This window comes from Aliiroseovarius salicola (assembly GCF_027891095.1).
GTDB lineage: Bacteria > Pseudomonadota > Alphaproteobacteria > Rhodobacterales > Rhodobacteraceae > Aliiroseovarius > Aliiroseovarius salicola.
On the sequence record NZ_JAQIIO010000002.1, the window covers coordinates 471,567 to 496,088 of the forward strand.

A 24,522-nucleotide genomic window follows, 5' to 3' on the forward strand; every position below is an offset into this window, starting at 1 on the left:
TCGTCGGACCCATGGTGATGGTGGTGACTGATATCGCAAACACAGTGGCGACAAAAGATAGGTCGGAAACGGGCAATCCTGCAATGTTAACGATCCACAGGCCCCGCCAGATTGCGCCCCATTGCTCTTGCTCGCCTGATCGCGTAGACCGCTTTGGAACATGGAATTTATGAGGACAACATGCGTCTTTCCCGCTATTTCCTGCCGGTCCTGAAAGAGACCCCCGCAGACGCCCAGATCGTCTCGCACCGCTACATGCTGCGCGCTGGTATGATCAAGCAACAAGCCGCCGGGATCTACACCTGGCTGCCGCTGGGCTTCAAGGTGCTGCGCAAGATTGAAAACATCGTGCATGAAGAGCAGATCCGCGCCGGTCACATCCCGATGCAGATGGCCACGATCCAGCCAGCTGACCTGTGGCGCGAAAGTGGGCGCTATGAGGATTACGGTGAAGAGATGCTGCGTATTGAGGACCGTCATGGCCGTGATATGCTTTATGGTCCCACCAACGAAGAGGTCATCACCGATGTCTTCCGCAGCCATGTGAACAGCTACAAAGACTTGCCGCTGACACTGTACCAGATCCAGTGGAAATTCCGCGACGAGATTCGCCCCCGTTTTGGCGTGATGCGTGGCCGCGAATTCTATATGAAAGACGGCTACAATTTTGACCTCACCAAAGAGGACGCGCTGCACGCTTATAACCGGCATCTGGTGAGTTACCTGCGGACTTATGAGCGCATGGGCCTGCAGGCCATTCCGATGCGTGCCGATGGTGGCCCGATCGGTGGGGATTATACGCACGAGTTCCTCGTTCTGGCCGATACTGGCGAAAGCGAAGTCTTCTATGACAGCGCCGTGACCGATCTGACCTTCGGGGACCGCGAAATCGACTATGACGACGTCGCGCAATGCCAAGGTGTCCTGGAAGAGTTTACTTCGAAATACGCCCGCACCGATGAGACCCACGATGAGGCTAAGTTCAACGAGGTTCCGGAAGAGCGCCGCTGCGTGGCGCGCGGGATCGAAGTGGGGCAGATCTTCTATTTCGGCACCAAATATTCCGAAGCGATGAACGCCAGCGTGATCAACAACGAGCAAAAGCAGATCCCGGTGCATATGGGATCTCATGGCATTGGCGTGTCCCGCCTTTTGGGGGCCATCATCGAAGCGTCACATGACGACAAGGGCATCATCTGGCCCGAGGGCGTGACCCCGTTCCATGTGGGTATCGTGAACCTGAAACAGGGGGACGATGAAGCTGACGCCGCTTGTGAGGCGCTTTACAAAAAGCTGACCAAGTCCGGGCTTGAGCCCCTTTACGATGACCGCAAGGAACGTGCAGGCGGCAAGTTCGCCACGATGGATCTGATCGGTCTTCCCTGGCGCATCACCGTGGGGCCGCGCGGCCTGAAAAACGGTGTGGTTGAGGTCACGTCACGCCGCACCGGTGAAAGCGAAGAAATGGCACCGGAAGCAGCGGTGGCCAAAATTGTTGAGATCTACGCAAATCACCTCGTACGCGGACTGTAATCTCGTTCGAATGAACCTGGGAAAAGGGGGCTGTCGGCCCCCTTTTTTGATGCGCGGAGCTTTGCAGATAGGCCCGCTTTCCCTTGACCCAAACCCCAATCGGCCGTCATCCTGACGATAACGAGCAGAAAGGGCAGGGCCATGATCCGTGCATTGACAATGGTAGCTGGGCTGACCGGGGCGGTTGGCATGTCGCAATTTCCCGAATTTTCCCAACAATATCTGCAGCGATTATCGGGTGCGCGCGCCGAACTCATGGTGATAGCCAAAGGGTTCGACTTCACTGCACAGACAGCTGGATACACGCGCGATGAAGCGCTTGCGGCGATGGGTGGGTCCGAGTTCCAGAACGGTTTGCGCGACCAGATGGCGGGAAATCTCACCCGATATGACCGCTTGGACGCGGCTTATGCCTCTCTCAAACAAAGTGATCCACTGATGCGACTGACCAAGCTTTGGCATTTTCGCGATACCGACCTGGTGCAGGACACATGGGAAGAGTTCCGCCCCGCGCTGCCCGTCACCGCAGATGGGCTGATTTGCGCTGCAATCGGATTCGTTGGCGGCTGGTCGCTGGTTTCATTTTTGCTGGGGCTGATCCTGATGCCGTTTCGCCGTTTTGCGTAAGGTGGAAATTAGGGGCGCTGCCCCTCGGCTCTTCGAGCCTCACCCCGGGATATTTTCAAGTCAGAAGAAGACAGTGTGCGCTTTTCTTCTGACTTGAAAATATCCCCGCCGGAGGCAAGAAAAATACCGAGCGCAGCTAGGCCACTGCCAGCGGCCTGATGCGTGAGCGGAAGGCCCCTTGTTTCTTTTGGATTATTTGGTGGCGGGTGTGATCCGGTTCACATGGCCCATCTTGCGGCCCGGTTTCACATCGGCCTTGCCATAAAGGTGGAGGGTTGCTCCCGGTTCACGGGCAATCTCCGGCACGCGATCCATGTCGTCGCCAATGAGGTTTTCCATCACCACGTCTGCATAGCGCGATCCGTCGCCGAGCGGCCAACCTGACACGGCCCGGATGTGTTGCTCAAACTGGTCGATGGAGCAACCCTGCTGGGTCCAGTGGCCTGAGTTATGAACGCGCGGAGCGATCTCGTTCACGATGAGACCTTTGGGCGTGACAAACAATTCCACTCCCATCACGCCAACATAGTCGAGCGCATTCAAGATACGGCCCGCAAGAAGGATAGCATCGGTGCGCTGGGCGCCGGTCAGGCGGGCAGGAACGGTGGTTGTGTCGAGGATCCCGTCTTTATGCACATTTTCACCGGGGTCGAAGCAGGCGACTTCTCCGGTCACGCCACGCGCGGCGATCACGCTGACTTCATGGCTGAAATCGACAAACCCTTCGAGCACAGATGGTGCGCCCTGCATGTCAGCAAATGCGGTGTCAGCATCTTCTGAAGATTTTAACCGAGCCTGACCTTTGCCGTCGTAACCAAACCGGCGGGTTTTCAGGATCGAGGGGGCGCCGATGGAGGCGACCGCTGCGACCATATCCTCGACGCTCTCCACGTTGGCGTAGGGGGCGGTGGTCAGGCCGAGGTTGGACAGGAAGTCTTTTTCGATGAGGCGGTCTTGGCTTACGCGTAAGGCTTCGCGGCCTGGGCGGATCGGCGCGAGGGCTTCCAGCGCGTCGAGCGCTTCGGTTGGGATGTTTTCAAACTCATAGGTGATCACATTGACCGATTTGGCGAAAGCTTCCAGAGCTGTCACATCGTCGTAGCCAGCTGTGGTCACCTGATCCGCGACGTGCCCTGCGGGCGGGTTTGCACCGGGCTCAAAGATATGGGTTTTGAATCCCAATCGGCTGGCCGCGACCGAGAGCATCCGCCCCAGTTGTCCGCCGCCAAGTATGCCGATGGTTGCGCCAGTGGCTAGCATCTCACTCATCAACCGGCACCTCCGGGATCGAAGCCGCCAGCGCCTCGCGCCAGGCGTCCAGGCGTTCAGCTAGATCTGTATCAGAGGTGGCGAGGATGCCAGCGGCCATCAGGCCGGCATTGGCGGCACCCGCCGCGCCGATCGCCATGGTGGCGACCGGGAAGCCTTTTGGCATTTGCACAATTGAATAAAGGCTGTCGACACCAGAGAGCGCACGGGTCTGCACTGGGACACCGACCACCGGAACACGGGTTTTTGAGGCCATCATGCCGGGCAAGTGAGCGGCGCCGCCTGCGCCCGCAATGATCACATGCAGACCGCGGTCAGCTGCGGTCTTGCCATATTCCCACAAACGATCCGGGGTGCGGTGGGCCGAGACGATCCGAGTTTCATAGGGCACGCCCAATTCGTCCAGCACATTTGCGGCTTCTTTCATGGTGGGCCAGTCCGACTGGCTGCCCATGATGATCCCGACCTTCACATCGCTCATGTATTTCCCCCAAGTATCCTGCAGGTGTCATGCGAATAAAACTTGGCCTTCCTTATAGGCACCGCGCGATTTGATGCAATCGGGCAATGCTTCAGGTGCGCAAATTCAGGCAATAATATCGGGTGTTATCATGTCCTCGATCCGCGCAATCCTGTCTTTCAGCGCCAATTTCTGCTTTTTCAACCGTCTCAGGCGCAGTTGATCGGCCCGCCCGCTTTCTTCAAGCGCGTGGATGGCTTCGTCGAGGTCTCGGTGTTCTGCTTTGAAAACCTCCAGCTCCACACGAAGCACGTCGTTGGTTTTCATTTCTTTGGCGTTGCTCATGGTCGGCGAGTCGTTTCCCCAGTGATGTGAAGAGTTTATCTCGCAAAGGTGTTAACGCCAAGAAAAAGCCACCCCTTGCACCGACCTTCTTCGCGCCCCATATTCCAATCAGGGGTCGCCTTCATGGGGCCTTGAAAGATCCGTGTCGCTTTGCCAACAAAAAGGACCCGACAGATGACCAAAATGACCCTGGGCGCGCACCCGTTCCTGCTGGGCTTTGAACAGCTTGAGCGGATGGTTGAACAGGCTGCCAAGTCAAAAGATGGCTATCCCCCATTCAATATCGAACAGGTAAGCGAGCGTGCGTATCGCATTACGCTGGCGGTGGCCGGGTTTGCCGACAACGATCTGTCGATCACCGTGGAAAATGCCAAGCTGGTGGTGCGAGGGGCACAGGAAGACACCAGCGAAGAACGTGTGTTTTTGCATCGTGGGATCGCCGGGCGCCAATTCCAGAAAAGTTTTGTATTGGCTGACGGCGTCGAAGTGGTTGGGGCCACGACAGAAAATGGTTTGTTGCATGTCGATCTGGAGCGGGCTGAACCCGAACAGGTTGTGCAAACCATTCAAATAAACAAGCGCTAAGCTCTCAGTCAGATCAAACCGGCGTTACCTGACGGGCAAACCGTCTGGGCCGTGCCTATGTCTGAAAGAAGAGGAAGGAGTGGTGTCATGGATATAAAATTCGACGTTCTGCCAGAAGCAGAAAATCGCATCGTTTATGTGCGGAAAGTGAACCCGGAAGATCTGCCTGCAGAGATACGGGAACAGACAGAGGGGATGGAGCGCCTGTACGCCGTTCATAACGTTGATGGCGAGCAGCTTGCGATTGTTCAGGGGCGCCGCACAGCATTTGCATTGGCGCGCCAACATGATCTAACCCCCGTGAACGTGCATTGATCAGAAATGGATATCCTCTGATTGGTGAGGCATCTCCCAGAATGAAAAAGGCCGGAGAAACACTCCGGCCTTTTGTATATTTGATAGGCAGGGCAGGGCTTACCCTTTGATCAATCCCATGCTTTCAAGCGTGAGCAGGACCTGGTGGGCGCAGTTGTCCACTTCCACATTCTCGGTCTCAACACTCAGTTCCGGGTTGGTCGGAACGTCATAGGGATCGGAGATCCCGGTAAATTCCTTGATCTTGCCTTCGCGGGCCAGTTTGTAGAGACCTTTGCGGTCACGGCGTTCGCATTCTTCGATCGTGGTGGCCACATGAACTTCGATAAAGGCGCCAAACTGCTCAACATCCTCACGCACGGCGCGGCGGGTGGTGGCATATGGCGCAATCGGTGCGCAGATTGCGATGCCACCATTTTTGGTGATTTCAGAGGCCACGTAGCCGATGCGACGAATGTTCAGGTCGCGGTGCTCTTTCGAGAAACCCAGCTCGGAGCTGAGGTTCTTGCGCACAATGTCACCATCCAGGAGCGTGACCGGGCGGCCACCCATTTCCATCAGCTTGGTCAGTAGCGCGTTGGCGATGGTGGATTTACCCGACCCCGAGAAGCCGGTGAAGAACACGGTGAAACCCTGTTGCGAACGTGGCGGATAGCGGTGACGCAGTTCCGTAACCACTTCTGGGAACGAGAACCATTCCGGGATTTCCAGACCTTCCCGCAGGCGGCGGCGCAGTTCGGTGCCCGAGATGTTCAGGATGGTTACGTCATCCTTGTCTTCGATCTCGTCAGCAGGCTCGTACTGGGCGCGTTCCTGAACATAGACCATGTGTTTGAAATCGACCATTTCGATGCCGATTTCTTCCTGATGCGCGCGGAACAGGTCCTGTGCGTCATAAGGACCGTAGAAATCTTCACCGGCCGAGTTCTTGCCGGGGCCAGCGTGGTCGCGGCCAACGATCATGTGGGTGCAGCCGTGGTTGCGACGGATGATCCCGTGCCAGACAGCTTCACGCGGGCCAGCCATACGCATTGCCAGGTTCAGAAGCGACATCGAGGTGGTGGCTGCCGGGTATTTGTCCAGCACGGCCTCATAGCAACGTACGCGGGTGAAGTGGTCCACGTCACCCGGTTTGGTCATGCCGACAACCGGGTGGATCAGCAGGTTGGCCTGTACTTCGCGTGCGGCGCGGAAGGTCAGTTCCTGGTGGGCGCGGTGCAGCGGGTTGCGGGTCTGGAACGCAACGATCTTGCGCCAGCCCAGCTTGCGGAAATAGGCGCGCAGCTCGTTCGGCGTGTCGCGACGGGCGCGGAAATCATAATGAACCGGCTGCTGGATGCCCACGACGGGACCGCCGAGATAGATCTTGCCAGCTTCGTTGTGCAGGTAGTTGACGGCAGGGTGGGCGTCGTCATCAGCACCAAAAACCTTCTCGGCCTCGCGCGATTTGTTCGGCTCATATTTGTCGGTCACAGTCATCGTGGCAAGGATCACGCCTTCCTGATCGCGCAGCGCAATGTCCTGACCCAGTGTGACGGTTTCAGCGAAATCTTCCGACACATCGAGGGTGATCGGCATTGGCCACAGTGAGCCGTCGGCCAGACGCATGTTTTCAACGACGCCATTGTAATCTTCTTCGCCGAGGAACCCCTTGAGCGGGTTGAAGCCACCATTCATCAGCAACTCCAGATCGCAGATCTGGCGCGGGCTTAGGTCGTGGCTGGTCAGGTCAGCGGCTTCAACTTTCAGTTTCTGCGCACTGTCGTAGGAAACGAAAAGCTCCGGGATCGGGGCGAGATGGGTGTCCATGGGAATAGTCCTGTGTTTGAGCGGTGAAAAACCGCTGGTGGTTCCGGTAAGCTCCGCATGCAAGGCGTTGTATTCCGCCAGTTTGCGGGCAAGAAATTTATCTGTGAGCCGATGTTTCTCAGCGCCCCCGCGTGGGGTCAGCGCATAGGCAAAGCGTTGCCGCTTGTCCGGGCCATCGCGCTCGCTGATCTTGATGAGGCCGCGTTCAACCGCCATGCGCATCAGCGCATTCAGCCGCCCAAGCGAAATACCGATGGCCGCTGCGGTTTCCCGCTGTGACGCTTCGGCTGCGGCATCAAGCTGACGCAGCAGGCGGAAGAGCTGGTCTTCCTCATCCGAATTTGGCTTTGTTTCCGACGACATTTCATGCGACTCAAAGTATGTTCACGCGTGAACGCATCGCATAAATCTGGCGTTTGGCAAAGAAATTATTCAGCTATATTTCCAAACACGGCGAATATGGCGGGGATTGTGGGGAATGGGGAACACCATTCCATATTTCCTGTTGATTGAGGAACGTGAAGTGATCCTACGCCGGTGAATGCCACCGAAATCGGAACAATTGGATTGGCTCGATCCAGTGCAGAGAAAGGTGTCTCGCGGGTTCAGAAGGTTTGTGGTGAACCTCCACGGGCAACACGCGGTTCGGACACTCCATTCCAACGAAAGAGGGTCAGATGGGTTAAGTCTGGACGTGAGCGAGACGGGGTAAGCACCCCATCTGCTCCTTCGTCACGCAACGCGTCGCTGATCCTCCACGTAGAGGGGTGGATCCCCTCAGAGTGAAGCGTTGCCCAAAAGACGTGCAGATCATCCAGAGAGATCCCGAGGGCATTGCGTATTTCCGGAAGGCGCAGATCAACGATCCGATCAGCCTCAACGTCAATTGGGAAGATCCCGCGCGGCGGATCTTCAGACCGCTGATAGGCTTTTACGGCGACACGGCACCCTTCAGGCGACCCGGAAAGATAAAGAGCCTTTTGTCCGCCATAGTGCCAGCGTCCGTGCGGGGCTTTTGCCGGGGCAAGAAGGTTCTCTTCCTGCCCCAGAAATATTGAGCGCCAGAAACGCCCCTGTAGGCTTTTGATATGCCTCTGAAAGGTCACTCCTGCTCGGCGAGGAACTGTTCAGCCTCAAGGGCTGCCATGCAGCCCATACCGGCAGAGGTCACGGCCTGACGGTACTTGTGATCAGTCAGGTCGCCCGCAGCGAAAACACCAGGGATTGAGGTGGCTGTGCTGTCCGGCTTGGTCACGACATAGCCGCCCATGTGGGTTTCCAGCGTGTCTTTCACCAATTCGTTTGCTGGGGCGTGGCCGATGGCGATGAAAACGCCCTTGGCTGGGATCTCGGTGATCTCGCCGGTTTTCACATGTTTGGCGCGCACGCCAGTCACGCCCAGCGGGGATTCGTCGCCCACCACTTCTTCCAACGTGTGATCCCACAGCGGTTCGATTTTTTCGTTTTTCATCAGTCGATCAATCAGGATCTTTTCCGCGCGCAGTTCGTCGCGACGGTGAATCAGCGTGACTTTCGATGCGAACTTGGTGAGGAACAGCGCTTCCTCAACTGCGGTGTTGCCGCCGCCGACCACGACAATCTCTTCGCCGCGATAGAAGAACCCGTCACAGGTGGCACAGGCTGACACACCAAAGCCCTTGAATTTTTCTTCTGACGGCAAGCCCAGCCATTTGGCGCGTGCGCCTGTGGCGAGAATCACAGCGTCGGCTGTGTAGATTGTGCCGCTGTCGCCTTTTGCGATGAAGGGGCGTTCGGACAGATTAAGATCCACAATGATGTCGCCGATGACCTCGGTGCCCATTGCGCGGGCGTGTTCTTCCATCTTCATCATCAGCTCGGGACCCTGAATGTCGATAAACGACGGGTAGTTCTCCACTTCGGTTGTGGTGGTCAACTGCCCCCCCGGCTCTATCCCCTGCACCAGAATGGGGTCCAGCATCGCACGGGCTGCATAGACGCCTGCGGTATAGCCTGCGGGGCCGGAACCGATGATGAGGACTTTGGTGTGGCGGGGGTCGGACATAGTGGCATTCCTGCTTTGAATCTTTCAATGCTACTGGATATAGGGGGCCGCGCTGCCGGTGGAAACCCCCTTGCAAAATGGGCGCGCGCAGGTGCCGCCTTCATGAGCGAAATGGTCGGCCTGAAAGAATGTTGCGTTTTCGCGAAAGATTGTTGCGCAAGCAACCTAGGGCGGGTAGTGTTTGCGCAATTTCACCCCTTTGGTGCCAGAAGGATCTCGCATGGCCGGACATAAACTAGACCCGATCGACCGCATGATTCTCGCCGAATTGCAGGCAGATGGGCGCATGACGAACGTCGAGCTGGCCAAACGGGTGGGAATTTCCGCACCACCTTGCCTGCGCCGCGTACGCACGCTGGAGGAAATGGGGCTGATCAAGGGTTATCACGCCGATGTGGACGCCCGTGCGCTCGGATTTGAGGTGCAGGTTTTTGCCATGGTTGGGCTGGTCAGCCAGGCCGAGGCAGATCTGTCAGCGTTTGAAGAGAAGTGCCGCGAATGGTCTCTGGTCCGTGAATGCCACATGCTGAACGGCGAGGTGGATTTCATCCTGAAATGCGTGGCGCCTGATCTGTCGACCTTCCAAAGCTTTCTGACCGAAGACCTGCTGACCACACCCAATGTGGGATCAGTGAAGACCTCTCTGGTCATTCGCGGGGCCAAAGACGACCCGGGTGTGCCCTTTGACGTGCTGGAAGCGCGGATGGCAGAAACGCCCTGATGCAACCTGAAGACTTCAGTGCTGAATAAGAAAAAGTAGAAAAAACAAAAGCCGCCCGGGAGGAAGGCGGCTTTTGTCTTGCAGGTGTACTTACTTCACGCTGCGTTTTGTGTCTTCTGTTCTGTCTTCCCCTGCCGGTTTTCACGGGTGAAAGGGAGCGCGCTGGTGTCCGCCTCGGCTTGGATGATCCATTTCATCCAGCGCCGGTTTTTGGGACGGGTTTTGGCCTCTGTCTTCATGAACTGCCTCTTGACCTTATGTCCCGTCTTGGCGGGAGTTTTCTTTCGTTAAGACCACCCTAAAGTCGGATTCGGGCGCATCTTGGGCAAAGATGAGGAATTCGCAGTATTGTTTCGAATTTGAGGTCAATCGACGCGAGCAGCCACAAAAACAGGGATTTTCTTGTGCTTTCGTGGATAATCCGGTCGTTTGTTCGCGATTGTCCGAGGTGCAGACGTCGGAAATTGAGGCAAAAACGAGGCGCGGCGAGGGGTTAAAGCCGGATTGCTGAGATCAGACGCCCGTAATCTGCCTCTTTGCGGTGGCAAGACCGGCGATAAGAAAAGAATCGCGCTTCGTCATCATAGGTGCAGTGACGGACCCAATCTGCTTTGCCTACCCCCGCTTCATGCAGGCGATGAAGGCCGAAGGAGGGTAGATCAAACAAGACGCGATCACCTTCCCCATCAATGAAGAACCGGCCATAGTCGGGATTTGCAGTCATGAAGGTGTCTAGAAACTCGGGTCCGACTTCATAATTGCGTTGGCTGATACAGGGACCGATCACAGCAACGATCCCCTCGCGTGTTGCGCCAAGCGTCAACATTGCCTCGATGGTGTTTTCAAGAACGCCATCCAACGCGCCCTTCCAGCCCGCGTGGGCTGCTCCAATCACGCCAGCGGCGCGATCTGCAAACAAAACGGGTTGGCAATCGGCGGTCAGGATAGAGAGCGCAAGACCCGGCGTGTTGGTCACAATTGCGTCGGCCTCTTGTTTGTCACCCGCAACGGTTTCATCAATTACCACGACGTGTGGCGAATGCACCTGATACACGCCGCAAAGCGCATCCGGCGAAACGTCCATCGCCGCGGCCACGCGATCCCGGTTGATCTTGACCAGCTCGGCTTGATCCTGACTGCCCGACCCGCAATTCAGCCCCGTATAGACACCGGAAGACGCCCCACCTTTGCGTGTGAAGAACCCATGACGAACAGGGCTCAGCGCATCGGAATTCAGCATCTCCAGCATCATGTGATCACCATTGGGTTTCGGTGTGGTGGTTGGGTATTGGAACGGTTATGCGTCGGGGCGGGCCATTTCCAGTCCCGGCAGCCCAGACGCACCGGGGCGAGTCAGCCCCACCACTTTAAAGAGCGTCCCCATTTCGTCGGGGTGGGTCAAGCGGCGATGTGCAGAGATATGCTCATCCAGCGTATCACCGCGCATATTTTTGGCCAGCGTCTGCGCGCGATTGGTGATGCCAAGGCGCTCCAGAAACACACCTTGAGGGGTGAGGAGCGAATGGGCGAGCGGTGCTGCAAAATGCGCGATACGTTCAAAATCGACATGGGCCGTCAGGTCAGCCAAACCGGGTGAGGCCAACGGGTCGGTCTTTTTGTGGGCCGACAGCGCCTGAAATGTGTCCCCCAGCGAACGCCAGTCCCCATAGTCAATGATCAACGCTACGCCGCCATGTGTGTTGATACGCGTGGCGAATTCTTCAGTGATCGGACCGAGCGCCGGGCAGACTTCCACAAGATCACCGTCCCGCGTGTCGTCAGAACGATGATCCAGCAGAGGCTGCGGCAGGGGGGCAGTCAACCCCATAGAGAGCTTTCCATCCGTTTCTCCAACCTGATGCTCGCGCCACATATCCCCTTCGCGGATAAACTGGCGGATCGGTAATGCGTCGAAGAATTCGTTAGCGACAAGGAAAAGCGGTTGATCCGGCAGGGTCTGGACCACGTCGTGATGTATCACGGCCAGGGGGGCCAACCGCTCGGCCTGTGCATTGCGCAGCACGGGCGAGGCCTCCACAAGATGCAGCTCAAGAGCAGAATGGAATCCAGGAACGCCTTTGGTGGCGCGCAGCATGTCCGCCATCAGCGTTCCCCGTCCGGGGCCAAGTTCGGCAAGCGTAAAGGGGGCAGGGCGCCCCTGATCGATCCAGACCTGCGCCATGAAAAGCCCAAGCATCTCGCCAAACATCTGGCTTATCTCAGGCGCCGTGATGAAATCACCCGCCTGCCCAAACGGGTCGCGCGTGGCATAGTAGCCGTACTCAGGGTGCATCAGACATTCGCCCATATAGTCTGACAGGGTAATTGGTCCGGTCTTGGCAATACGACGGATCAGCAGGTCCGCCAGGGGTGTTGAGGCGTCCGGCAGGCTCATGCGTTTTGGTCCTCGGGGGCGGGGCCGCGACGGAACGCCCAGACCAGCGTTATGATCCCAATTGCAATCATCGGCAGGGTCAGGCTTTGCCCCATGGTGATGCCCAAATCCCCAACCCTGATCACATGTCCCCACGGATTGTCTGGGGTGATGAATTGTGCGTCCGCCAGCCGGAAGAACTCGACGGTGAAGCGCGCAAGCCCGTAGCCGAGAAAAAAACCGCCCGTCAGGGCGCCGGGCCGTTTCAACCAACCGGACCGGAATGCAAGATACAACAGGATTGTTGCCAGCACGGCACCTTCAAGTGCGGCTTCGTATAGCTGGCTTGGATGGCGCGCACAGGGGCCGAGAACGCCGGCGCAGGCTTGAGCAGCCTCACCGGGAAAGATCACACCCCAGGGCAGATCTGTGGGGCGGCCCCAAAGCTCGGCATTGATGAAATTGGCAATCCGCACAAGACCAATACCGATGGGCGCAGCAATCGCCAGGCAATCGGCAATCGAAGCCACCGGCAGTTTGTGGCGCTTTGACCAGAAAAAGACCGCTGCAATGACACCGAGAAATCCACCATGGAATGACATGCCGCCTTCCCAGACCTTCAGGATCTCAATCGGATTGGAAAGGTAATATTCGGGTTGATAAAAGAAAACGAACCCAAGCCGACCACCGGCAATGATCCCCAGCACAATCCAGGTCGCCAGATCTTCAAGCTGCGCCTTGTCCATCGGCGGTTCACCGCGCCAAAGAAACGGGCGTTTCAGGGCTTGCAGGATGATCCACCAGCCAATTCCAATTCCAACAAGATAACCAAGCGCATACCAACGCAGCGCAAAGGAAATAGGTCCGAGCTCGAGTGTAAAGATCTCGGGCGACAGGGGCGGGAAGGGAATGGCCATCAACATGCCCCTTTCCTGCCGGTCCATTCAGGGGGTGTCAATGGGGTGGAGGCGTGCGGGTGAAAACTGGCATTTCCAGACAGCTTCGCCTTGTCTCATCCGGCAAATGCCCCCATATAAATGGTAATTTCGCATCGAGACTTTGCCGAGATCGTTAGGAGACCAAAATGCAGACCCGCAACAAGATGTTTGATGACCTGTCGCAGATCATGACCAATGCGCTGGGCGTGGCGCAAGGTGCAAAAGATGAGGCCGAGACTGCAATGAAATCCTGGATGGATCGCTGGCTCGCGGATCGTGACCTCGTCACCCGTGAAGAGTTTGATGCCGTGCGCGCAATGGCCCAGAAAGCACGTGAAGAAAACGAAGCGCTCAAAGCCCGCATCGAAGCGCTGGAAGGCAAGTAATCCTCCCGGAATTTATGGTTTGTACGGAACAATGCCCCATTGCTTGGGGGGGTAATCCATGCCTGCCATCAGTGGCATCATTAGCATCGTGCCCCGATATCGCCGGATAAAGCTGACACATGGTGTATTTTTTCTTGCCATAAATACCTCGGGGTGAGCGGCGAAGCCGCGAGGGGCAGCGCCCCTGCCGAGCACAGCGAGGCCACCAAATGCGCGCTTGAGCATAAGCGAAAGCGCACGTGTTACACCGCAGGCATTATTTCAGGATCGGCGGTTTCTCCGGATCAGACCCTGGGGCCACGGGTTTCAACGGCTCCGGCTTTTCCGGCGCCGGGAGGTCAAACCGCAATCCGTACGCAGCCAGTTTGCGGGCCATCACATCATTCCCCGTGAAGAATCCCACATCCATCTGTCCCGCTTCGATACCTGAAAACGTCAGCGCCTCATTGGCCGCCCCCGCCAGCGCATTTTCTGCACCTTCCGCGGCATCAATAAACCCAAGCACATGGCCTTTTCGTCCGTCAGCATAGGTCACGCCCGCAAGACAGGCCGCGGCAGCCAGCCCACCGGCAGATGCAAGTTTGGCATCGAGAGCTGAGATCAACGCCTCCGGCGCGGCGGGCGCGTGGATTTCAACAACTCGGGCCTCAATCGCTTCCGGGCCAGACTTGAGCGTGTCCGACAGCCATTCCATCGCTTCAGCAGGGATCAGAATGGAGGACGGTGCAACCGACAGGTTGACCCCAAGCCCAATCCCTTGCCCCGCCAGCATCCCTGCAATCACCCGACCGGGGAGCGCTGCATAGGGGGCAGGATGTCCGACAAAACCGCTCAATCGCTCTTCCTTGTCAAAAACAAGTAAATACTTGTCATTATCAAGTTCAAACACTTCGGGTTCAATGTCTTCGTCCTGCCCGGTGGCCTCCTTGGCCAGAAGCACAAATAACTCGCCATCCGCGAGCCGTTCATAAAAGCGCAGCCGCGACGCTTCGTTTTCCAGATCGGCCTGCATCGCGGCATGAGCATGATCAAGTGGTGTTTCGAGGGGAAGATCGGTGTCGGTCATCTGGTCTGCCTGTTGTTCAATCCGTCATCACGGCGGTGATCCGGGCACGCAATGCAGGAAGCAGCTCGTCCTCGAACCATGGATTTTTCTTCAACCAACCCGTATTGCGCCAGGACGGATGTGGCAAGGGAAAGAGCTGCGGCGCGTGCGCGCGCCAGTCCCGAACGGTCTCAGTCACACCAGTTTTGACGTCCAGATGCCATTTCTGAGCATATCCACCCACCAGCAGCGTCAGCGGGACGCTCTCAAGCGCTTTGTCCACCTTGCCCGCCCATGTTCTGGCGCAGACTGGTGGTGGAGGCAGGTCGGCGCCCTTGGCCGTGTATCCGGGAAAGCAGAAGGCCATCGGCGTGATGGCCACGCGGGACTTGTCGTAAAACGTGGCGCGGTCAAATCCCATCCAGCCCCGCAGCCGGTCGCCGGACGGATCATCAAACGGCACGCCCGACTTATGCACACGCATCCCCGGTGCCTGACCGATAATGCGGATCCGCACCCCGGGCTGGAACCAGACAACCGGGCGGGGGGCGTGGGCCGTATGTGTTGTGGAAAACCGTTCTGAGCAGAGCGCGCAGCGCGATATATCCTTTTGAAGTGCATTCATATTGTCACTCTAGCTGTTGGCGAAAGTGGTGAAAATGGTTGGTCGTGCCGGATTTGAAATTTCGATGATTGTCGAAATAAAGCTTGCGTCGAGGTAATATTTCGATATTTCTGAAAATATGAAAATGGAATCAAACCACACCGCCTGTCCACTTGATGCCCCAGTCGCTGCGTCGCAATTTGCCGCATTGGGGTCTGAACAACGTCTCGCCGTCTTGCGCATTCTGGTCCGCGCAGGGGAAGAGGGACTGACCATCGGCACGCTGGGCGAACGCTCGGGCGTGACCGGATCGACGCTGACACATCACATGAAGATCCTGGCTGCGGCTGGGTTGGTAACGCAGCAAAAGCAAGGGCGTTCGATCATATGTGCCGCTGCGGATTATGACGTGATGCGTGCTTTGTCGAATTACCTGTTGTCAGAATGCTGCGCCGACTGCGCAGATGAGAAAGAGTGACCATGACCGATATTACTGCGCCTTCGAGCAGAAAATTCAAACTTGATCCGGCCTGGCTGATCTCAGCGTTGATCCCTGTGCTGCTGGCACTCTTTGCCCCAGAGCAGGTCTGGCCCACCATTTCCTTTGCTCTCTCGGCCATGGGAAATACAGCCCCGTTCATCCTGTTCGCGATTTTTGCGGTTGGCTATCTGAAGGCGACCAATGCCGAGACGCTGTTGGCCAAGGCATTTGAGGGGCGGGAAGCGCGGATGATCATGCTGGCGGCCCTGTTTGGCGGATTGTCGCCATTTTGCTCTTGCGAGGTGATCCCCTTTATTGCCGCAATGCTGGCGGTGGGCGCACCCTTGTCTGCTGTCATGGCGTTCTGGCTGGCGTCGCCTCTGATGGATCCGGCGATGTTTGCCATCACGGCGGGCACCTTGGGAGTGGATTTTGCCCTTGCCAAAGGCGTGTCGGCGGTGCTGATCGGCTTGATGGGGGGCTTTGTGGTCAAGACCCTTGCCGGTTCCTTTCTGTTCGCGGATCCGCTGAAAAACACCCCGGTGAAAAGCTGCTGCTCATCAAGCTGTGGCACCAGTGAGGACGTGTCCCCTCTGTCCGGTCAGGTAAACTGGCGCTTTTGGCAAGAGGCCGATCGTCGCGATACGTTCCGCGCAACGGCTTGGGAGAACGCGATTTTCCTCGGGAAGTGGTTGCTTCTGGCCTATCTCCTCGAAGCCCTGATGCTGGAATATATTCCGGCGGAGTGGGTGGCTCAGGTTCTTGGTGGCGACGGCATCAGGCCAATCCTACTGGGCGCGTTTGTCGGTGCGCCGGCTTACCTCAATGGCTATGCGGCCGTGCCGATGGTCGAGGCGCTTTTGGCTCAGGGTATGAGCCAGGGGGCCGCCATGTCCTTTGTCATTGCCGGAGGCGTAAGCTGTATCCCCGCAGCTGTCGCGGTTTGGGCTTTGGTGAAACCCCGTGTCTTTGTTGCATATTTGGGTCTGGCTGTCGTAGGCGCAGTCCTTGCCGGTCTCGGCTGGAATATGCTGGCCCCGGTATAACTTCCGTTTGACACGAAAGAGCTTTAGCTGGCAGGCCCATTGTCGAAATCCCCTCGTTGTATTATTTCGGGTGATAAGGAAGAAAAAAATGCAGATTGGCCACCCGGCAAAAGGGGGCCAGTCTGTGCTAATAAGAACGGGGTAAATCATGTATCGTGTGTGGAATTTTGTCGCCACCTATTCGGTGCTGCTGATCGGCGGCGCCCTTATTGCATTGGTTTGGGCCAATATCGACGCCCATTCCTATCATCACTTTGTCGAATATCCGCTTCTGTTCAACTCCACCTTCGGAATTGACATTGGCTATTGGGAAAAAGCCTACGGCGAAGGCGCGCAACATTTTGAGTATGGTGATGTGGAGAAGGTGCTGACGCTTCACTATCTCGTGAATGACATGCTGATGGCGCTGTTCTTTGCCATCGCTGGTAAAGAGGTGTGGGAAGCGGTGATCCTGAAAAATGGCTCGCTGCGCGGCAAGAAAGCAGCGACACCTCTGTTTGCGACCGCTGGCGGAATGTTCGGTCCCATTGCGGTCTATCTTGGAATTGCGGCTCTTCTGGGGTCGTCCACTTTTGATGCTGTGGCGCGTGGCTGGGCCATTCCCACGGCAACGGATATCGCGTTTTCATATCTTGTGGGGCGTCTGGTCTTTGGGGCGGGCCACCCGGCGGTGCGTTTCCTTCTGCTCTTGGCAATTGCAGATGACGCGGCAGGCCTGATCATTCTGGCGATTTTCTATCCGTCTAAGGAGCTGGCCCCGGAATGGTTGCTTCTGTCGGTCTTTGCTTCGGTTGCCGTATTCTTCTTGTTCAACTGGTTGCCTCGCAAGATGGATGTAGGAGACCAGTTACGTCGCCGCTCAACATTTGTTCGCAAGCGCCTCGGCTGGATGCCCTATGCCGTTGCCGGTGCGCTGAGCTGGTTTGGCTTTGCCGAGGCTGGCATCCACCCAGCCCTTGGTCTGTTGCCGGTCGTCCCTGCCATTCCCCATGCGGATCGGGCCTTCGGGATCTTTGCCGAGGCCGAGCAATACCTCAAGGATACGCTAAACCAGATGGAACATGCGCTTGCTATTCCGGTGGAAATCACCTTGTTCTTCTTTGGCCTTCTGAATGCGGGGGTCGAGTTTAGCGCGATTTCCGCGGCCACCTGGTTGGTGCTTGCTGGCCTGATTATCGGGAAACCCATAGGCATCCTGCTCTTTGGCTGGTTCGCGGCCTATCCGATGAAGCTGGGCCTGCCCGCCGGGATGCGAACGATGGATCTGATTGTGATCGGATTTGTCGCGGCCATCGGCTTTACGGTTTCGCTGTTCGTGGCCTCGGTTGCCTTCCCGTCAGGGGCGGTTCAGGACGCGGCAAAAATGGGTGCTCTCTTCAGTTTCTCGGCTGTATTCCTATCGTTCATCGCAGGCAAACTGTTGCGAGTTGAGAAACAAAACGGCGAAATTGGCATGGATCACCACTGATTGTTGATGGATGCCGGTGTAAATTCACCGGATTTTTGCCAAAAAAATACGCCCAAACCGGTTATGCCCCCGGTTTGGGCGTTTCATTTTGGAAGGGTATCAGACATAATAGCGCCAAAATGGCGGATTAAAGCGCCTCGTTAACCAAGCTCGTGTTATGAGCAAAAAAGCCCACCCGTGTTCCGAGTTTGGGATGGGCATAGAGGCAAAGCAGTGTCGGAGCGTGTGCATGCTCGAATTCATGAATGTCAGCAAGTCCTTTTGGACAGGCGAAAGGCGTAAGGTCATCCTAGACAATGCGTCGTTTCGTGTGGATGTGGGCAATTCGCTGGGAATTCTGGCGCAGAACGGTACCGGTAAAACCACCTTGGTCAATATGATGGCCGGTCTTGAAAAACCGGATGAAGGAGAAGTTCGTCGGGAATGTCGGGTGTCCTTTCCTCTGGGGTTCATGGGAGGAGTCAGCAGCAAGCTCACCGCCAAGGATAATGCGCGTTATGTGGCGCAGCTCTACGGGCTTGATCCTGATTATATCGAAGCCTTCACCCGTTGGCTTTGCGGGCTTGAGGAATACTATGATTTCCCGGTGGGCACCTATTCCTCGGGGATGAAATCGCGGTTTACCTTTTCACTGCTGCTGGCGCTGGATTTCGACATCTATCTGATTGACGAAGGGATGCCGCAAACCACCGATGCCGAGTTTAATCGCAAAGCCGGTGATGTGCTAAATGAACGCCTGCAAAACTCAACCGTGATCATCGTCTCGCATCAGGCCAAGACGATTGAAAAGTTTTGCAGGTCGGCTGCCGTTCTACGGGATGGCAAGTTTTACATGTTTGATACCTTGGAAGAGGCGAAGCAACTTTATGACTACGAAACCCAAGGCTAAGAAATTCCGCATTCGTCGCTCATCTGCGGCCTCTGAGATCCAGACGGATCTCACCGAAGGCGCGCCCGCGGCAAATACGCCACGGCCCGCTGCCTCGGTGCGCCCACAACCGGCGCAGGATCATGTAACGCCACGCAAGCTCAACCCGATGGAAGAGGCCGCATTGGAGCCGCATGAAGACGGGTTTCCTGATCGCAAATTTGCCACCGCAACCGATGTTGGCAGCAATGCCTCTGCCGAAGAAGATATTTTGGCGATCCGCAATGAGGGGCTGACCGGTCGGCAACTTCGCATGGCCCGACGTGTCGCCCAGAAACATGGCATTTCCGCGAACTCGGACTACGATGCGGTTCGCCAGTTGCGCAAAGCGGGGATTGATCCGTTTCAGCGTGCGGCAATGCTGGACCTGGTTGCACCTGATGGCGGGGACAAGAATGAGGAAGAGGTCAAGCTTCCGCAGACTGTAGACAAGCCGAAATTGCCGGGTCCACAGGTTTTTGACGCAGCTGATCGGGCCCAGGCGATCATGGATATCCAGATGGGAATCGTCCAGCGTCGCCGCAGAAAGCTCCTGATGTTGGTCACGCGTTTGGCCTTTTTCGTGCTGCTGCCCACAATTCTGGTTGGATATTATTACCACAATATCGCGTCACCGATGTATGCGACCAAGTCGGAATTCATCATCCAGCAAGCTGATGGGGCCGGCGGGAGCGGGCTGGGTGGGCTTTTCGCCGGATCCGGGCTGGCCACCTCGCAAGATTCCATCACTGTCCAAAGCTATCTCAGTTCCCGCGATGCAATGCTGAGATTGGATCAGGATTTTGGGTTTAAGCAGGCCTTCACCGCCGATGGCATAGATTCCATCCAACGCATGCCAGAAAATGCCAGCAATGAAGAAGCCTATAAAACTTACAAGAAAAACATATTGATTGGCTATGATCCGACAGAAGGCATCATACGAATGGAGGTTGTCGCGCCGACAGCTTCACTTAGTCAGAAGTTTTCTCAGGCGCTGATCGGATATGCGGAAGCGCGGGTTGATAATCTCTCTCAACGTTTGCGCAATGACCAGATGAAAGGATCGCACGAAACCTATGAAGAGGCTGAACGCGATATGCTGGCGGCTCAGGATGAAGTGCTGCGTCTGCAAGAAGAGCTTGGCGTGTTTGATGCCACTACGGATGCTTCGGCTTTGATGGGGCAGATCAACGGGTTTGAAGCCCAAGTGCGGGAAAAGACGCTGAGTTTGCAACAGCTGCTCGACAACCCCCGCCCGAACAAGGCGCGGGTGGATGGTATACGTGGCGATATCAAGCGATTGGAAACTCTGATCGCCGAATTGCGGGATGAGTTGACGGTAGGTGGGGCCGAAGGGTCACTTGCGTCCGTCAGTGCCAGGCTGCGTGTGGCCCAGACCAATCTGGAAACCCGCGTGATGTTGATGCAGCAGTCTTTGCAACAATTGGAGACCGCCCGGATCGAGGCCAACAAACAAACCCGCTATCTGGAACTTGGTGTTAACCCGGTTGCACCAGACGAACCGACCTACCCGAGAAAGTTTGAAAACACTGTTCTGGCGTTCCTGATCTTTTCCGGGATCTACCTGGTCCTGTCACTGACGTTCTCGGTGCTGCGCGAGCAGGTCTCTGCCTGATATGCGCGTTGTGGACCTTGGCGCGGTGCAGATCAGCAATACTCTGCCGTTGACGGTCATTGCCGGGCCTTGCCAGCTTGAAGGGCTAGACCAAGCGCTGATGATTGGTGAACATATGGCTGAGATCTGTGCAAGGCATGGGCTGGGCTATGTGTTCAAAGCGTCATTTGACAAGGCCAACCGCACCTCGCTGACCGGTCCGCGAGGGCCGGGGCTCGAGGAAGGGTTGCACCTCCTGTCAGAGGTCAAGACGCAGCTGGGTGTTCCGATCCTGACCGATGTACATGAGCCTGCCCAATGCGCCACCGTGGCCGAGGTGGCGGATGTCCTGCAAATCCCGGCCTTTCTGTGCCGCCAGACCGATCTCCTGATTGCTGCGGCGCAAACCGGACGGGTGGTGAATGTGAAAAAGGGCCAGTTTCTTGCTCCTTGGGATATGGAGCATGTGGTTGGAAAACTGTCCAGGTCTGGCCACAATCAGATCATGCTCACCGAACGCGGCACGTCATTTGGATATAACACCCTGGTGGCCGACATGCGCAGCCTGCCCGCGATGGCGCGCTTGGGATATCCGGTGATCATGGATGCAACACATGCGGTACAGATGCCGGGCGGGCAGGGTGAGGCAAGCGGTGGCCAGCGCGAGTATGCTCCTGTTCTGGCCCGCGCAGCCGTGGCGCTTGGCATTGCCGGTATCTTCATCGAAACCCACCCCGACCCTGATGCCGCTCTCTCTGATGGTCCAAATATGATTCCGCTGCAGGAGATGGCTCAACTGATCGAAGAGCTTTCCGAATTTGACCGCCTCGCCAAGAAATTCCGGATCTCGGTCTGATCGGATAATCCCGATTTCCCATTAAGCAAAGCGGCTCATAATGGGCCTGGGTTGTTGCCTATTCTACATGGGCTTATCAAATCCGATAGCTAATCTCTATCGACACTTCCGTTTGATTTTATGGCGCGCGCGCGGGTGCGATAGGAAAGTCAATTTTTCCGATTTTTGCGTTATTTTGGGGTTGCGCCCTATTCGTGCTTTGGTTACTTACACGCCCACTGCTGGGGTGTAGCCAAGTGGTAAGGCAACTGTTTTTGGTACAGTGTACCGTAGGTTCGAATCCTACCACCCCAGCCACTTTCATGAAGACTTGAAACTAAAGATTGCTAAGGTGATCTCTGGACGTCGTTGCCCCAGATGGGGCCACAGGTGTCTGATCAGGAAGGTCATACTGGGGTGGCTGGGGTTGGTTTGAAGGCACACTGCGGTCTTCATTCAATATCCGCGACTTGGACGACGGAATATTTTGAAACGAAGATGTATCTTCTGTTAGTTTAAAACATAGGATGGATCGAACATATCAGTGTATAAACCGCCCCAATTTAGGCACTTAGGATAAACACCTCCAGATGTGGGGGCAGGGCAGGATATTCGAATGAGAATTGTCAATCTCGGGCGCATCATTGCAGTGATCGCAACTACGCTTTCATCTCAAGTTCTAGTGGCCGAAGAGCAGGTTCTGAACGTTTCTAATTGGGATGGGTATTTCGGCGAAACCACGCTGGCGGATTTTACTGCGGAGACGGGGATTGCGGTCAACTACAGTCCCTTTGATGCTGCTGAAACGCTTGAGACAAAGCTGCTTGCCGGAGGCAGCCAGTATGATGTGGTGTTTCCTTCATCATATATGCTGGCCCGCTTGCATCCAATCGGAGTGTTTCAGCAATTGGTTCACAGCTCCCTGTCCAACTGGGAAAACCTAGACGATGAATTCCTGCGTATCCTGAGAAAGGTTGATCCCGGCAACACCTTTGCCGCGCCATACATGCGTGGTACGTCAGGAGTGGTCTATAGTAAAGGAGCCGTTGCCAAGCGGATACCTGATGCCCCGATTGACAGCTGGGATATGGTTTTCAATCCTGATGTAGCTTCGAAACTCGCCGATTGTGGTGTCTTTTTTATGGATGCGCCCGGTGAGGTGGTATCGGCAGCGCTCAACTATATCGGCAAAGATCCAAACAGCAAAAATGAGGATGATCTGAACGAGGCGATGGACATGCTGGCTGCGGTCAGGCCTTACGTTCGTCATTTCAATAACAGCCATATTATCGACGAACTGGCAAAGAGTGAGATCTGCGTGGCTCTAACCTATAGCGGGGACGCCGCCACCGCTGCGTGGCGCGCCGAAGAGGCAGGATTGGAAACTGATCTCGCGTATTCGATACCACGTGAAGGGGCGGAGATCTGGTTTGACGTGATGGCAATCCCTGCAGATGCGCCTCATCCGGATAACGCTCATAAGTTCATCAACTTCCTGATGCGCCCTGACGTCATCGCAGATGTGACCAACAACGTCTATTACGCAAATGCGATCAGCGCTTCACTTCCTTTCGTCTCGGATGAAATCAAGACGGATCCGCAAATCTATCCGGCGGATGCTACGGTTGGAAAACTGTTCACACTGTCACCGCATACATCAGACTTCCTGAGGATGCGGCAGCGGGCCTGGACAGAATTCAAGTATGGCGAGTAGGGTCAGTCTTTTCGCGGAATTGAAGAGAGCATAGAGAAGGCCTCCTCCATCTCATATCCTGCTTCTACGAGTTTGCGCAGCCGAAACATCTGGATTTCACGGTTCATCGCGTGCTTGGCGTCTTCACAATATTTCTCAAAACTTGGGCAGCCACTTCGCACATAAATATTCCGGGAGATCTCGATCCGGTCGGTGTCAGTATCATACCAACTCGTGAATCCTTCTAGCCAGTCGTTATTCCTCGATGAAGCTAAAATAAGGGTGCCCATTCCAAGCGGCGGTTCCCACTCCTGTGTGAAAATGGTGCCGATTACAACGTTTCTAAATACTTTCGTAGTATCAAACGCTTCGGTGCGTTCTTCGTCCGTAGTTTCGACCACGGCTTTACCAGTGACTTGACTTCCATGTTGGAAAAACTCCACTGCCTCTTCCACCAAATAGGGTGGTTTCCCATGGTCAGTCTCCACAAAATATGATGTCCATTTTCCTTCAACAGAAATCACATAATCGTTCTTTTTTTCCGATAGCTCTGAGGCGAAATACCGTTCAATTGGCTGCTCAAGCACTGCCGCCATGCGCTGCAATGAGGTTTTGATAATCCTGTGACCCTGTTCCGCACGACGCACGGTAACCAAGGAAACCGAAGCACAGGCCGCACTGAATGAGGATTGAGTATATCCTGCCGCTTTTCTGTCAGCCTTGAGTAGAGCTCCGTTGACAAGAACTGATGGGTGGACACTGGCGGTTTCTGACATGCGAGTCGAGCCCCAACTGAGTAATTAGTGATTATCATTGTATTATTAATGATCAATAACTTCAATCTACAGTATTGGGTGATCATAGGATGAGTGCGACCCAGATGAAACCTTCGGCTAAACTTAATAACTGTGAGTGAGTGGCGTGGGAGTCTTCGATCAATTCCCGTGATCGTAAAGGGTTTCACGAGTTTTCACGAAAATGGCTTTTAAAACTTCTGACGGTCATCGCATTGCTACGGCAGGTGATGGCCGTCAATTTTTGATGGTGTGGTAGGGCATAGTCGGAGGAAACAAACTTCGAGCGGGCAGGGTCCACGCTTCCGTCTTTAACCACTTCAATCAGGATCGTAGCCTGTCAAATAGAGATCAATTCAAGCTCGATCGAACCGTCGCTCTTACCGAGTGGCGCAGTCTCTGCGCGGGATAAGGGACAGTCATGCTGGCCAAGCTGAGACTGGTTCGAATTTGTCTGACACCACAGCCACTTTCAAATAACCATGATGCTAAGGCATGCTAGGGCTGTATCTGGTTGCCGCTGCCCCAGTTGGGGGCCCGGTTTGAGGGGTGTGGGGTTGTTTCGCGGGTCTGGCTGCGGCGGGTTGGGATTGGTCTGGGTGTGCATATTGAGGGCAGGCAGCCAACA

The 24,522-nt window shown here is 55.9% G+C and carries 26 protein-coding genes and 1 tRNA gene; 14 read left to right on the forward strand and 13 right to left on the reverse strand.

Annotated elements, in window-relative coordinates; genetic code table 11:
* Nucleotides 1-180: 180 nt before the first annotated feature.
* On the forward strand, nucleotides 181-1,533 hold the full coding sequence (gene proS, locus O2N63_RS06000; RefSeq protein ID WP_271053322.1) for a proline--tRNA ligase: 1,353 nt from the start codon (nucleotides 181-183) through the stop codon (nucleotides 1,531-1,533).
* Nucleotides 1,534-1,674: 141 nt separating this feature from the next.
* The gene (locus tag O2N63_RS06005; RefSeq protein WP_271053323.1) at nucleotides 1,675-2,160 is read left to right on the forward strand and encodes a DUF2937 family protein; all 486 of its coding nucleotides are present in this window, start codon (nucleotides 1,675-1,677) and stop codon (nucleotides 2,158-2,160) included.
* Nucleotides 2,161-2,352: 192 nt separating this feature from the next.
* On the opposite strand, the gene O2N63_RS06010 is transcribed toward O2N63_RS06005, so the two are convergent.
* From O2N63_RS06010 to O2N63_RS06020, 3 genes are all read right to left on the reverse strand, one after another.
* Complete coding sequence (locus O2N63_RS06010; protein ID WP_271053324.1) at nucleotides 2,353-3,429, reverse strand: 5-(carboxyamino)imidazole ribonucleotide synthase; 1,077 nt, start codon at nucleotides 3,427-3,429, stop codon at nucleotides 2,353-2,355.
* The gene (purE, locus tag O2N63_RS06015) at nucleotides 3,422-3,910 is read right to left on the reverse strand and encodes a 5-(carboxyamino)imidazole ribonucleotide mutase (protein WP_271053325.1); all 489 of its coding nucleotides are present in this window, start codon (nucleotides 3,908-3,910) and stop codon (nucleotides 3,422-3,424) included. The genes O2N63_RS06010 and purE overlap by 8 nt, the downstream gene beginning before the upstream one ends.
* 105 nt (nucleotides 3,911-4,015) lie before the next feature.
* Entirely contained in the window at nucleotides 4,016-4,234 is a 219-nt protein-coding gene (locus O2N63_RS06020; RefSeq protein WP_271053326.1) for a YdcH family protein, read from the reverse strand.
* Between the two features lie 174 nt (nucleotides 4,235-4,408).
* Here O2N63_RS06020 and O2N63_RS06025 point away from each other — a divergent pair, with 174 nt between their 5' ends.
* Nucleotides 4,409-4,819 carry an Hsp20 family protein gene (locus tag O2N63_RS06025; RefSeq protein WP_271053327.1) on the forward strand — a complete coding sequence of 137 codons (411 nt, stop codon included), beginning with the start codon at nucleotides 4,409-4,411 and terminating at the stop codon, nucleotides 4,817-4,819.
* Between the two features lie 87 nt (nucleotides 4,820-4,906).
* Nucleotides 4,907-5,134, forward strand: coding sequence for a DUF1150 family protein (locus O2N63_RS06030; protein WP_271053328.1), 228 nt, complete (start codon nucleotides 4,907-4,909; stop codon nucleotides 5,132-5,134).
* A 99-nt stretch (nucleotides 5,135-5,233) separates the two neighbouring features.
* Here O2N63_RS06030 and O2N63_RS06035 read toward each other — a convergent pair whose 3' ends face one another.
* From O2N63_RS06035 to trxB, 3 genes are all read right to left on the reverse strand, one after another.
* Entirely contained in the window at nucleotides 5,234-7,306 is a 2,073-nt protein-coding gene (locus O2N63_RS06035; RefSeq protein WP_271053329.1) for a bifunctional sulfate adenylyltransferase/adenylylsulfate kinase, read from the reverse strand.
* A gap of 242 nt (nucleotides 7,307-7,548) precedes the next feature.
* Entirely contained in the window at nucleotides 7,549-8,049 is a 501-nt protein-coding gene (locus O2N63_RS06040; RefSeq protein ID WP_271053330.1) for an RES family NAD+ phosphorylase, read from the reverse strand.
* On the reverse strand, nucleotides 8,046-8,987 hold the full coding sequence (gene trxB / locus O2N63_RS06045) for a thioredoxin-disulfide reductase (protein ID WP_271053331.1): 942 nt from the start codon (nucleotides 8,985-8,987) through the stop codon (nucleotides 8,046-8,048). The genes O2N63_RS06040 and trxB overlap by 4 nt, the downstream gene beginning before the upstream one ends.
* 220 nt (nucleotides 8,988-9,207) lie before the next feature.
* Here trxB and O2N63_RS06050 point away from each other — a divergent pair, with 220 nt between their 5' ends.
* The gene (locus tag O2N63_RS06050) at nucleotides 9,208-9,708 is read left to right on the forward strand and encodes an Lrp/AsnC family transcriptional regulator (RefSeq protein WP_271053332.1); all 501 of its coding nucleotides are present in this window, start codon (nucleotides 9,208-9,210) and stop codon (nucleotides 9,706-9,708) included.
* Between the two features lie 95 nt (nucleotides 9,709-9,803).
* Here O2N63_RS06050 and O2N63_RS06055 read toward each other — a convergent pair whose 3' ends face one another.
* The 4 genes from O2N63_RS06055 to lgt all read right to left on the reverse strand — a co-directional run bounded on the left by O2N63_RS06055 (nucleotide 9,804) and on the right by lgt (nucleotide 13,005).
* Complete coding sequence (locus O2N63_RS06055) at nucleotides 9,804-9,947, reverse strand: hypothetical protein (protein WP_271053333.1); 144 nt, start codon at nucleotides 9,945-9,947, stop codon at nucleotides 9,804-9,806.
* A 254-nt stretch (nucleotides 9,948-10,201) separates the two neighbouring features.
* Nucleotides 10,202-10,960, reverse strand: a complete 759-nt coding sequence (gene pgeF, locus O2N63_RS06060; RefSeq protein WP_271053334.1) for a peptidoglycan editing factor PgeF — start codon at nucleotides 10,958-10,960, stop codon at nucleotides 10,202-10,204.
* Between the two features lie 45 nt (nucleotides 10,961-11,005).
* Nucleotides 11,006-12,103 carry a class I SAM-dependent methyltransferase gene (locus tag O2N63_RS06065; RefSeq protein WP_271053335.1) on the reverse strand — a complete coding sequence of 366 codons (1,098 nt, stop codon included), beginning with the start codon at nucleotides 12,101-12,103 and terminating at the stop codon, nucleotides 11,006-11,008.
* The gene (gene lgt, locus O2N63_RS06070; RefSeq protein WP_271053370.1) at nucleotides 12,100-13,005 is read right to left on the reverse strand and encodes a prolipoprotein diacylglyceryl transferase; all 906 of its coding nucleotides are present in this window, start codon (nucleotides 13,003-13,005) and stop codon (nucleotides 12,100-12,102) included. Before lgt ends, O2N63_RS06065 begins: the two co-directional genes overlap by 4 nt.
* Nucleotides 13,006-13,166: 161 nt before the next feature.
* On the opposite strand from lgt, the gene O2N63_RS06075 reads away from it, so the two are divergent.
* Nucleotides 13,167-13,406, forward strand: a complete 240-nt coding sequence (locus tag O2N63_RS06075) for an accessory factor UbiK family protein (protein WP_271053336.1) — start codon at nucleotides 13,167-13,169, stop codon at nucleotides 13,404-13,406.
* 256 nt (nucleotides 13,407-13,662) lie between these two features.
* On the opposite strand, the gene O2N63_RS06080 is transcribed toward O2N63_RS06075, so the two are convergent.
* Nucleotides 13,663-14,472, reverse strand: a complete 810-nt coding sequence (locus O2N63_RS06080) for an SseB family protein (protein WP_271053337.1) — start codon at nucleotides 14,470-14,472, stop codon at nucleotides 13,663-13,665.
* Between the two features lie 16 nt (nucleotides 14,473-14,488).
* Nucleotides 14,489-15,076, reverse strand: coding sequence for a uracil-DNA glycosylase family protein (locus tag O2N63_RS06085; RefSeq protein ID WP_271053338.1), 588 nt, complete (start codon nucleotides 15,074-15,076; stop codon nucleotides 14,489-14,491).
* Nucleotides 15,077-15,194: 118 nt separating this feature from the next.
* On the opposite strand from O2N63_RS06085, the gene O2N63_RS06090 reads away from it, so the two are divergent.
* The 8 genes from O2N63_RS06090 to O2N63_RS06125 all read left to right on the forward strand — a co-directional run bounded on the left by O2N63_RS06090 (nucleotide 15,195) and on the right by O2N63_RS06125 (nucleotide 23,121).
* Nucleotides 15,195-15,533 carry an ArsR/SmtB family transcription factor gene (locus O2N63_RS06090; protein ID WP_408629786.1) on the forward strand — a complete coding sequence of 113 codons (339 nt, stop codon included), beginning with the start codon at nucleotides 15,195-15,197 and terminating at the stop codon, nucleotides 15,531-15,533.
* A 2-nt stretch (nucleotides 15,534-15,535) separates the two neighbouring features.
* Nucleotides 15,536-16,582 (forward strand): permease, encoded by a 1,047-nt coding sequence (locus O2N63_RS06095; protein WP_271053340.1) that lies wholly within the window; start codon nucleotides 15,536-15,538, stop codon nucleotides 16,580-16,582.
* Nucleotides 16,583-16,730: 148 nt separating this feature from the next.
* Nucleotides 16,731-18,050: a Na+/H+ antiporter NhaA gene (locus O2N63_RS06100; protein WP_271053341.1), complete on the forward strand. Its 1,320-nt coding sequence runs from the start codon at nucleotides 16,731-16,733 to the stop codon at nucleotides 18,048-18,050.
* A gap of 229 nt (nucleotides 18,051-18,279) precedes the next feature.
* Nucleotides 18,280-18,939: an ABC transporter ATP-binding protein gene (locus O2N63_RS06105; RefSeq protein ID WP_271053342.1), complete on the forward strand. Its 660-nt coding sequence runs from the start codon at nucleotides 18,280-18,282 to the stop codon at nucleotides 18,937-18,939.
* Nucleotides 18,917-20,593 (forward strand): capsule biosynthesis protein, encoded by a 1,677-nt coding sequence (locus O2N63_RS06110; protein ID WP_271053343.1) that lies wholly within the window; start codon nucleotides 18,917-18,919, stop codon nucleotides 20,591-20,593. Before O2N63_RS06105 ends, O2N63_RS06110 begins: the two co-directional genes overlap by 23 nt.
* A 1-nt stretch (nucleotide 20,594) precedes the next feature.
* Nucleotides 20,595-21,428 carry a 3-deoxy-8-phosphooctulonate synthase gene (gene kdsA / locus O2N63_RS06115; RefSeq protein ID WP_271053344.1) on the forward strand — a complete coding sequence of 278 codons (834 nt, stop codon included), beginning with the start codon at nucleotides 20,595-20,597 and terminating at the stop codon, nucleotides 21,426-21,428.
* A gap of 222 nt (nucleotides 21,429-21,650) precedes the next feature.
* Nucleotides 21,651-21,725, forward strand: a tRNA-Gln gene (locus O2N63_RS06120).
* 298 nt (nucleotides 21,726-22,023) lie between these two features.
* Nucleotides 22,024-23,121 carry a polyamine ABC transporter substrate-binding protein gene (locus O2N63_RS06125; RefSeq protein WP_271053345.1) on the forward strand — a complete coding sequence of 366 codons (1,098 nt, stop codon included), beginning with the start codon at nucleotides 22,024-22,026 and terminating at the stop codon, nucleotides 23,119-23,121.
* Between the two features lie 2 nt (nucleotides 23,122-23,123).
* Here the strand turns inward: O2N63_RS06125 and O2N63_RS06130 are convergent, their stop codons facing one another.
* Nucleotides 23,124-23,876 carry a helix-turn-helix domain-containing protein gene (locus tag O2N63_RS06130; RefSeq protein ID WP_271053346.1) on the reverse strand — a complete coding sequence of 251 codons (753 nt, stop codon included), beginning with the start codon at nucleotides 23,874-23,876 and terminating at the stop codon, nucleotides 23,124-23,126.
* Nucleotides 23,877-24,522: the final 646 nt, after the last annotated feature.

Excerpts from the sequence above, each read along its gene's own strand:
- proS (WP_271053322.1), top strand. The coding sequence starts at position 181 with ATGCGTCTTTCCCGCTATTTCCTGCCGGTCCTGAAAGAGACCCCCGCA.
- O2N63_RS06005 (WP_271053323.1), top strand. The coding sequence starts at position 1,675 with ATGATCCGTGCATTGACAATGGTAGCTGGGCTGACCGGGGCGGTTGGC.
- O2N63_RS06010 (WP_271053324.1), bottom strand. The coding sequence starts at position 3,429 with ATGAGTGAGATGCTAGCCACTGGCGCAACCATCGGCATACTTGGCGGC.
- purE (WP_271053325.1), bottom strand. The coding sequence starts at position 3,910 with ATGAGCGATGTGAAGGTCGGGATCATCATGGGCAGCCAGTCGGACTGG.
- O2N63_RS06020 (WP_271053326.1), bottom strand. The coding sequence starts at position 4,234 with ATGAGCAACGCCAAAGAAATGAAAACCAACGACGTGCTTCGTGTGGAG.
- O2N63_RS06025 (WP_271053327.1), top strand. The coding sequence starts at position 4,409 with ATGACCAAAATGACCCTGGGCGCGCACCCGTTCCTGCTGGGCTTTGAA.
- O2N63_RS06030 (WP_271053328.1), top strand. The coding sequence starts at position 4,907 with ATGGATATAAAATTCGACGTTCTGCCAGAAGCAGAAAATCGCATCGTT.
- O2N63_RS06035 (WP_271053329.1), bottom strand. The coding sequence starts at position 7,306 with ATGTCGTCGGAAACAAAGCCAAATTCGGATGAGGAAGACCAGCTCTTC.
- trxB (WP_271053331.1), bottom strand. The coding sequence starts at position 8,987 with ATGTCCGACCCCCGCCACACCAAAGTCCTCATCATCGGTTCCGGCCCC.
- O2N63_RS06050 (WP_271053332.1), top strand. The coding sequence starts at position 9,208 with ATGGCCGGACATAAACTAGACCCGATCGACCGCATGATTCTCGCCGAA.
- O2N63_RS06055 (WP_271053333.1), bottom strand. The coding sequence starts at position 9,947 with ATGAAGACAGAGGCCAAAACCCGTCCCAAAAACCGGCGCTGGATGAAA.
- pgeF (WP_271053334.1), bottom strand. The coding sequence starts at position 10,960 with ATGATGCTGGAGATGCTGAATTCCGATGCGCTGAGCCCTGTTCGTCAT.
- O2N63_RS06065 (WP_271053335.1), bottom strand. The coding sequence starts at position 12,103 with ATGAGCCTGCCGGACGCCTCAACACCCCTGGCGGACCTGCTGATCCGT.
- lgt (WP_271053370.1), bottom strand. The coding sequence starts at position 13,005 with ATGTTGATGGCCATTCCCTTCCCGCCCCTGTCGCCCGAGATCTTTACA.
- O2N63_RS06075 (WP_271053336.1), top strand. The coding sequence starts at position 13,167 with ATGCAGACCCGCAACAAGATGTTTGATGACCTGTCGCAGATCATGACC.
- O2N63_RS06080 (WP_271053337.1), bottom strand. The coding sequence starts at position 14,472 with ATGACCGACACCGATCTTCCCCTCGAAACACCACTTGATCATGCTCAT.
- O2N63_RS06085 (WP_271053338.1), bottom strand. The coding sequence starts at position 15,076 with ATGAATGCACTTCAAAAGGATATATCGCGCTGCGCGCTCTGCTCAGAA.
- O2N63_RS06090 (WP_408629786.1), top strand. The coding sequence starts at position 15,195 with ATGAAAATGGAATCAAACCACACCGCCTGTCCACTTGATGCCCCAGTC.
- O2N63_RS06095 (WP_271053340.1), top strand. The coding sequence starts at position 15,536 with ATGACCGATATTACTGCGCCTTCGAGCAGAAAATTCAAACTTGATCCG.
- O2N63_RS06100 (WP_271053341.1), top strand. The coding sequence starts at position 16,731 with ATGTATCGTGTGTGGAATTTTGTCGCCACCTATTCGGTGCTGCTGATC.
- O2N63_RS06105 (WP_271053342.1), top strand. The coding sequence starts at position 18,280 with ATGCTCGAATTCATGAATGTCAGCAAGTCCTTTTGGACAGGCGAAAGG.
- O2N63_RS06110 (WP_271053343.1), top strand. The coding sequence starts at position 18,917 with ATGACTACGAAACCCAAGGCTAAGAAATTCCGCATTCGTCGCTCATCT.
- kdsA (WP_271053344.1), top strand. The coding sequence starts at position 20,595 with ATGCGCGTTGTGGACCTTGGCGCGGTGCAGATCAGCAATACTCTGCCG.
- O2N63_RS06125 (WP_271053345.1), top strand. The coding sequence starts at position 22,024 with ATGAGAATTGTCAATCTCGGGCGCATCATTGCAGTGATCGCAACTACG.
- O2N63_RS06130 (WP_271053346.1), bottom strand. The coding sequence starts at position 23,876 with ATGTCAGAAACCGCCAGTGTCCACCCATCAGTTCTTGTCAACGGAGCT.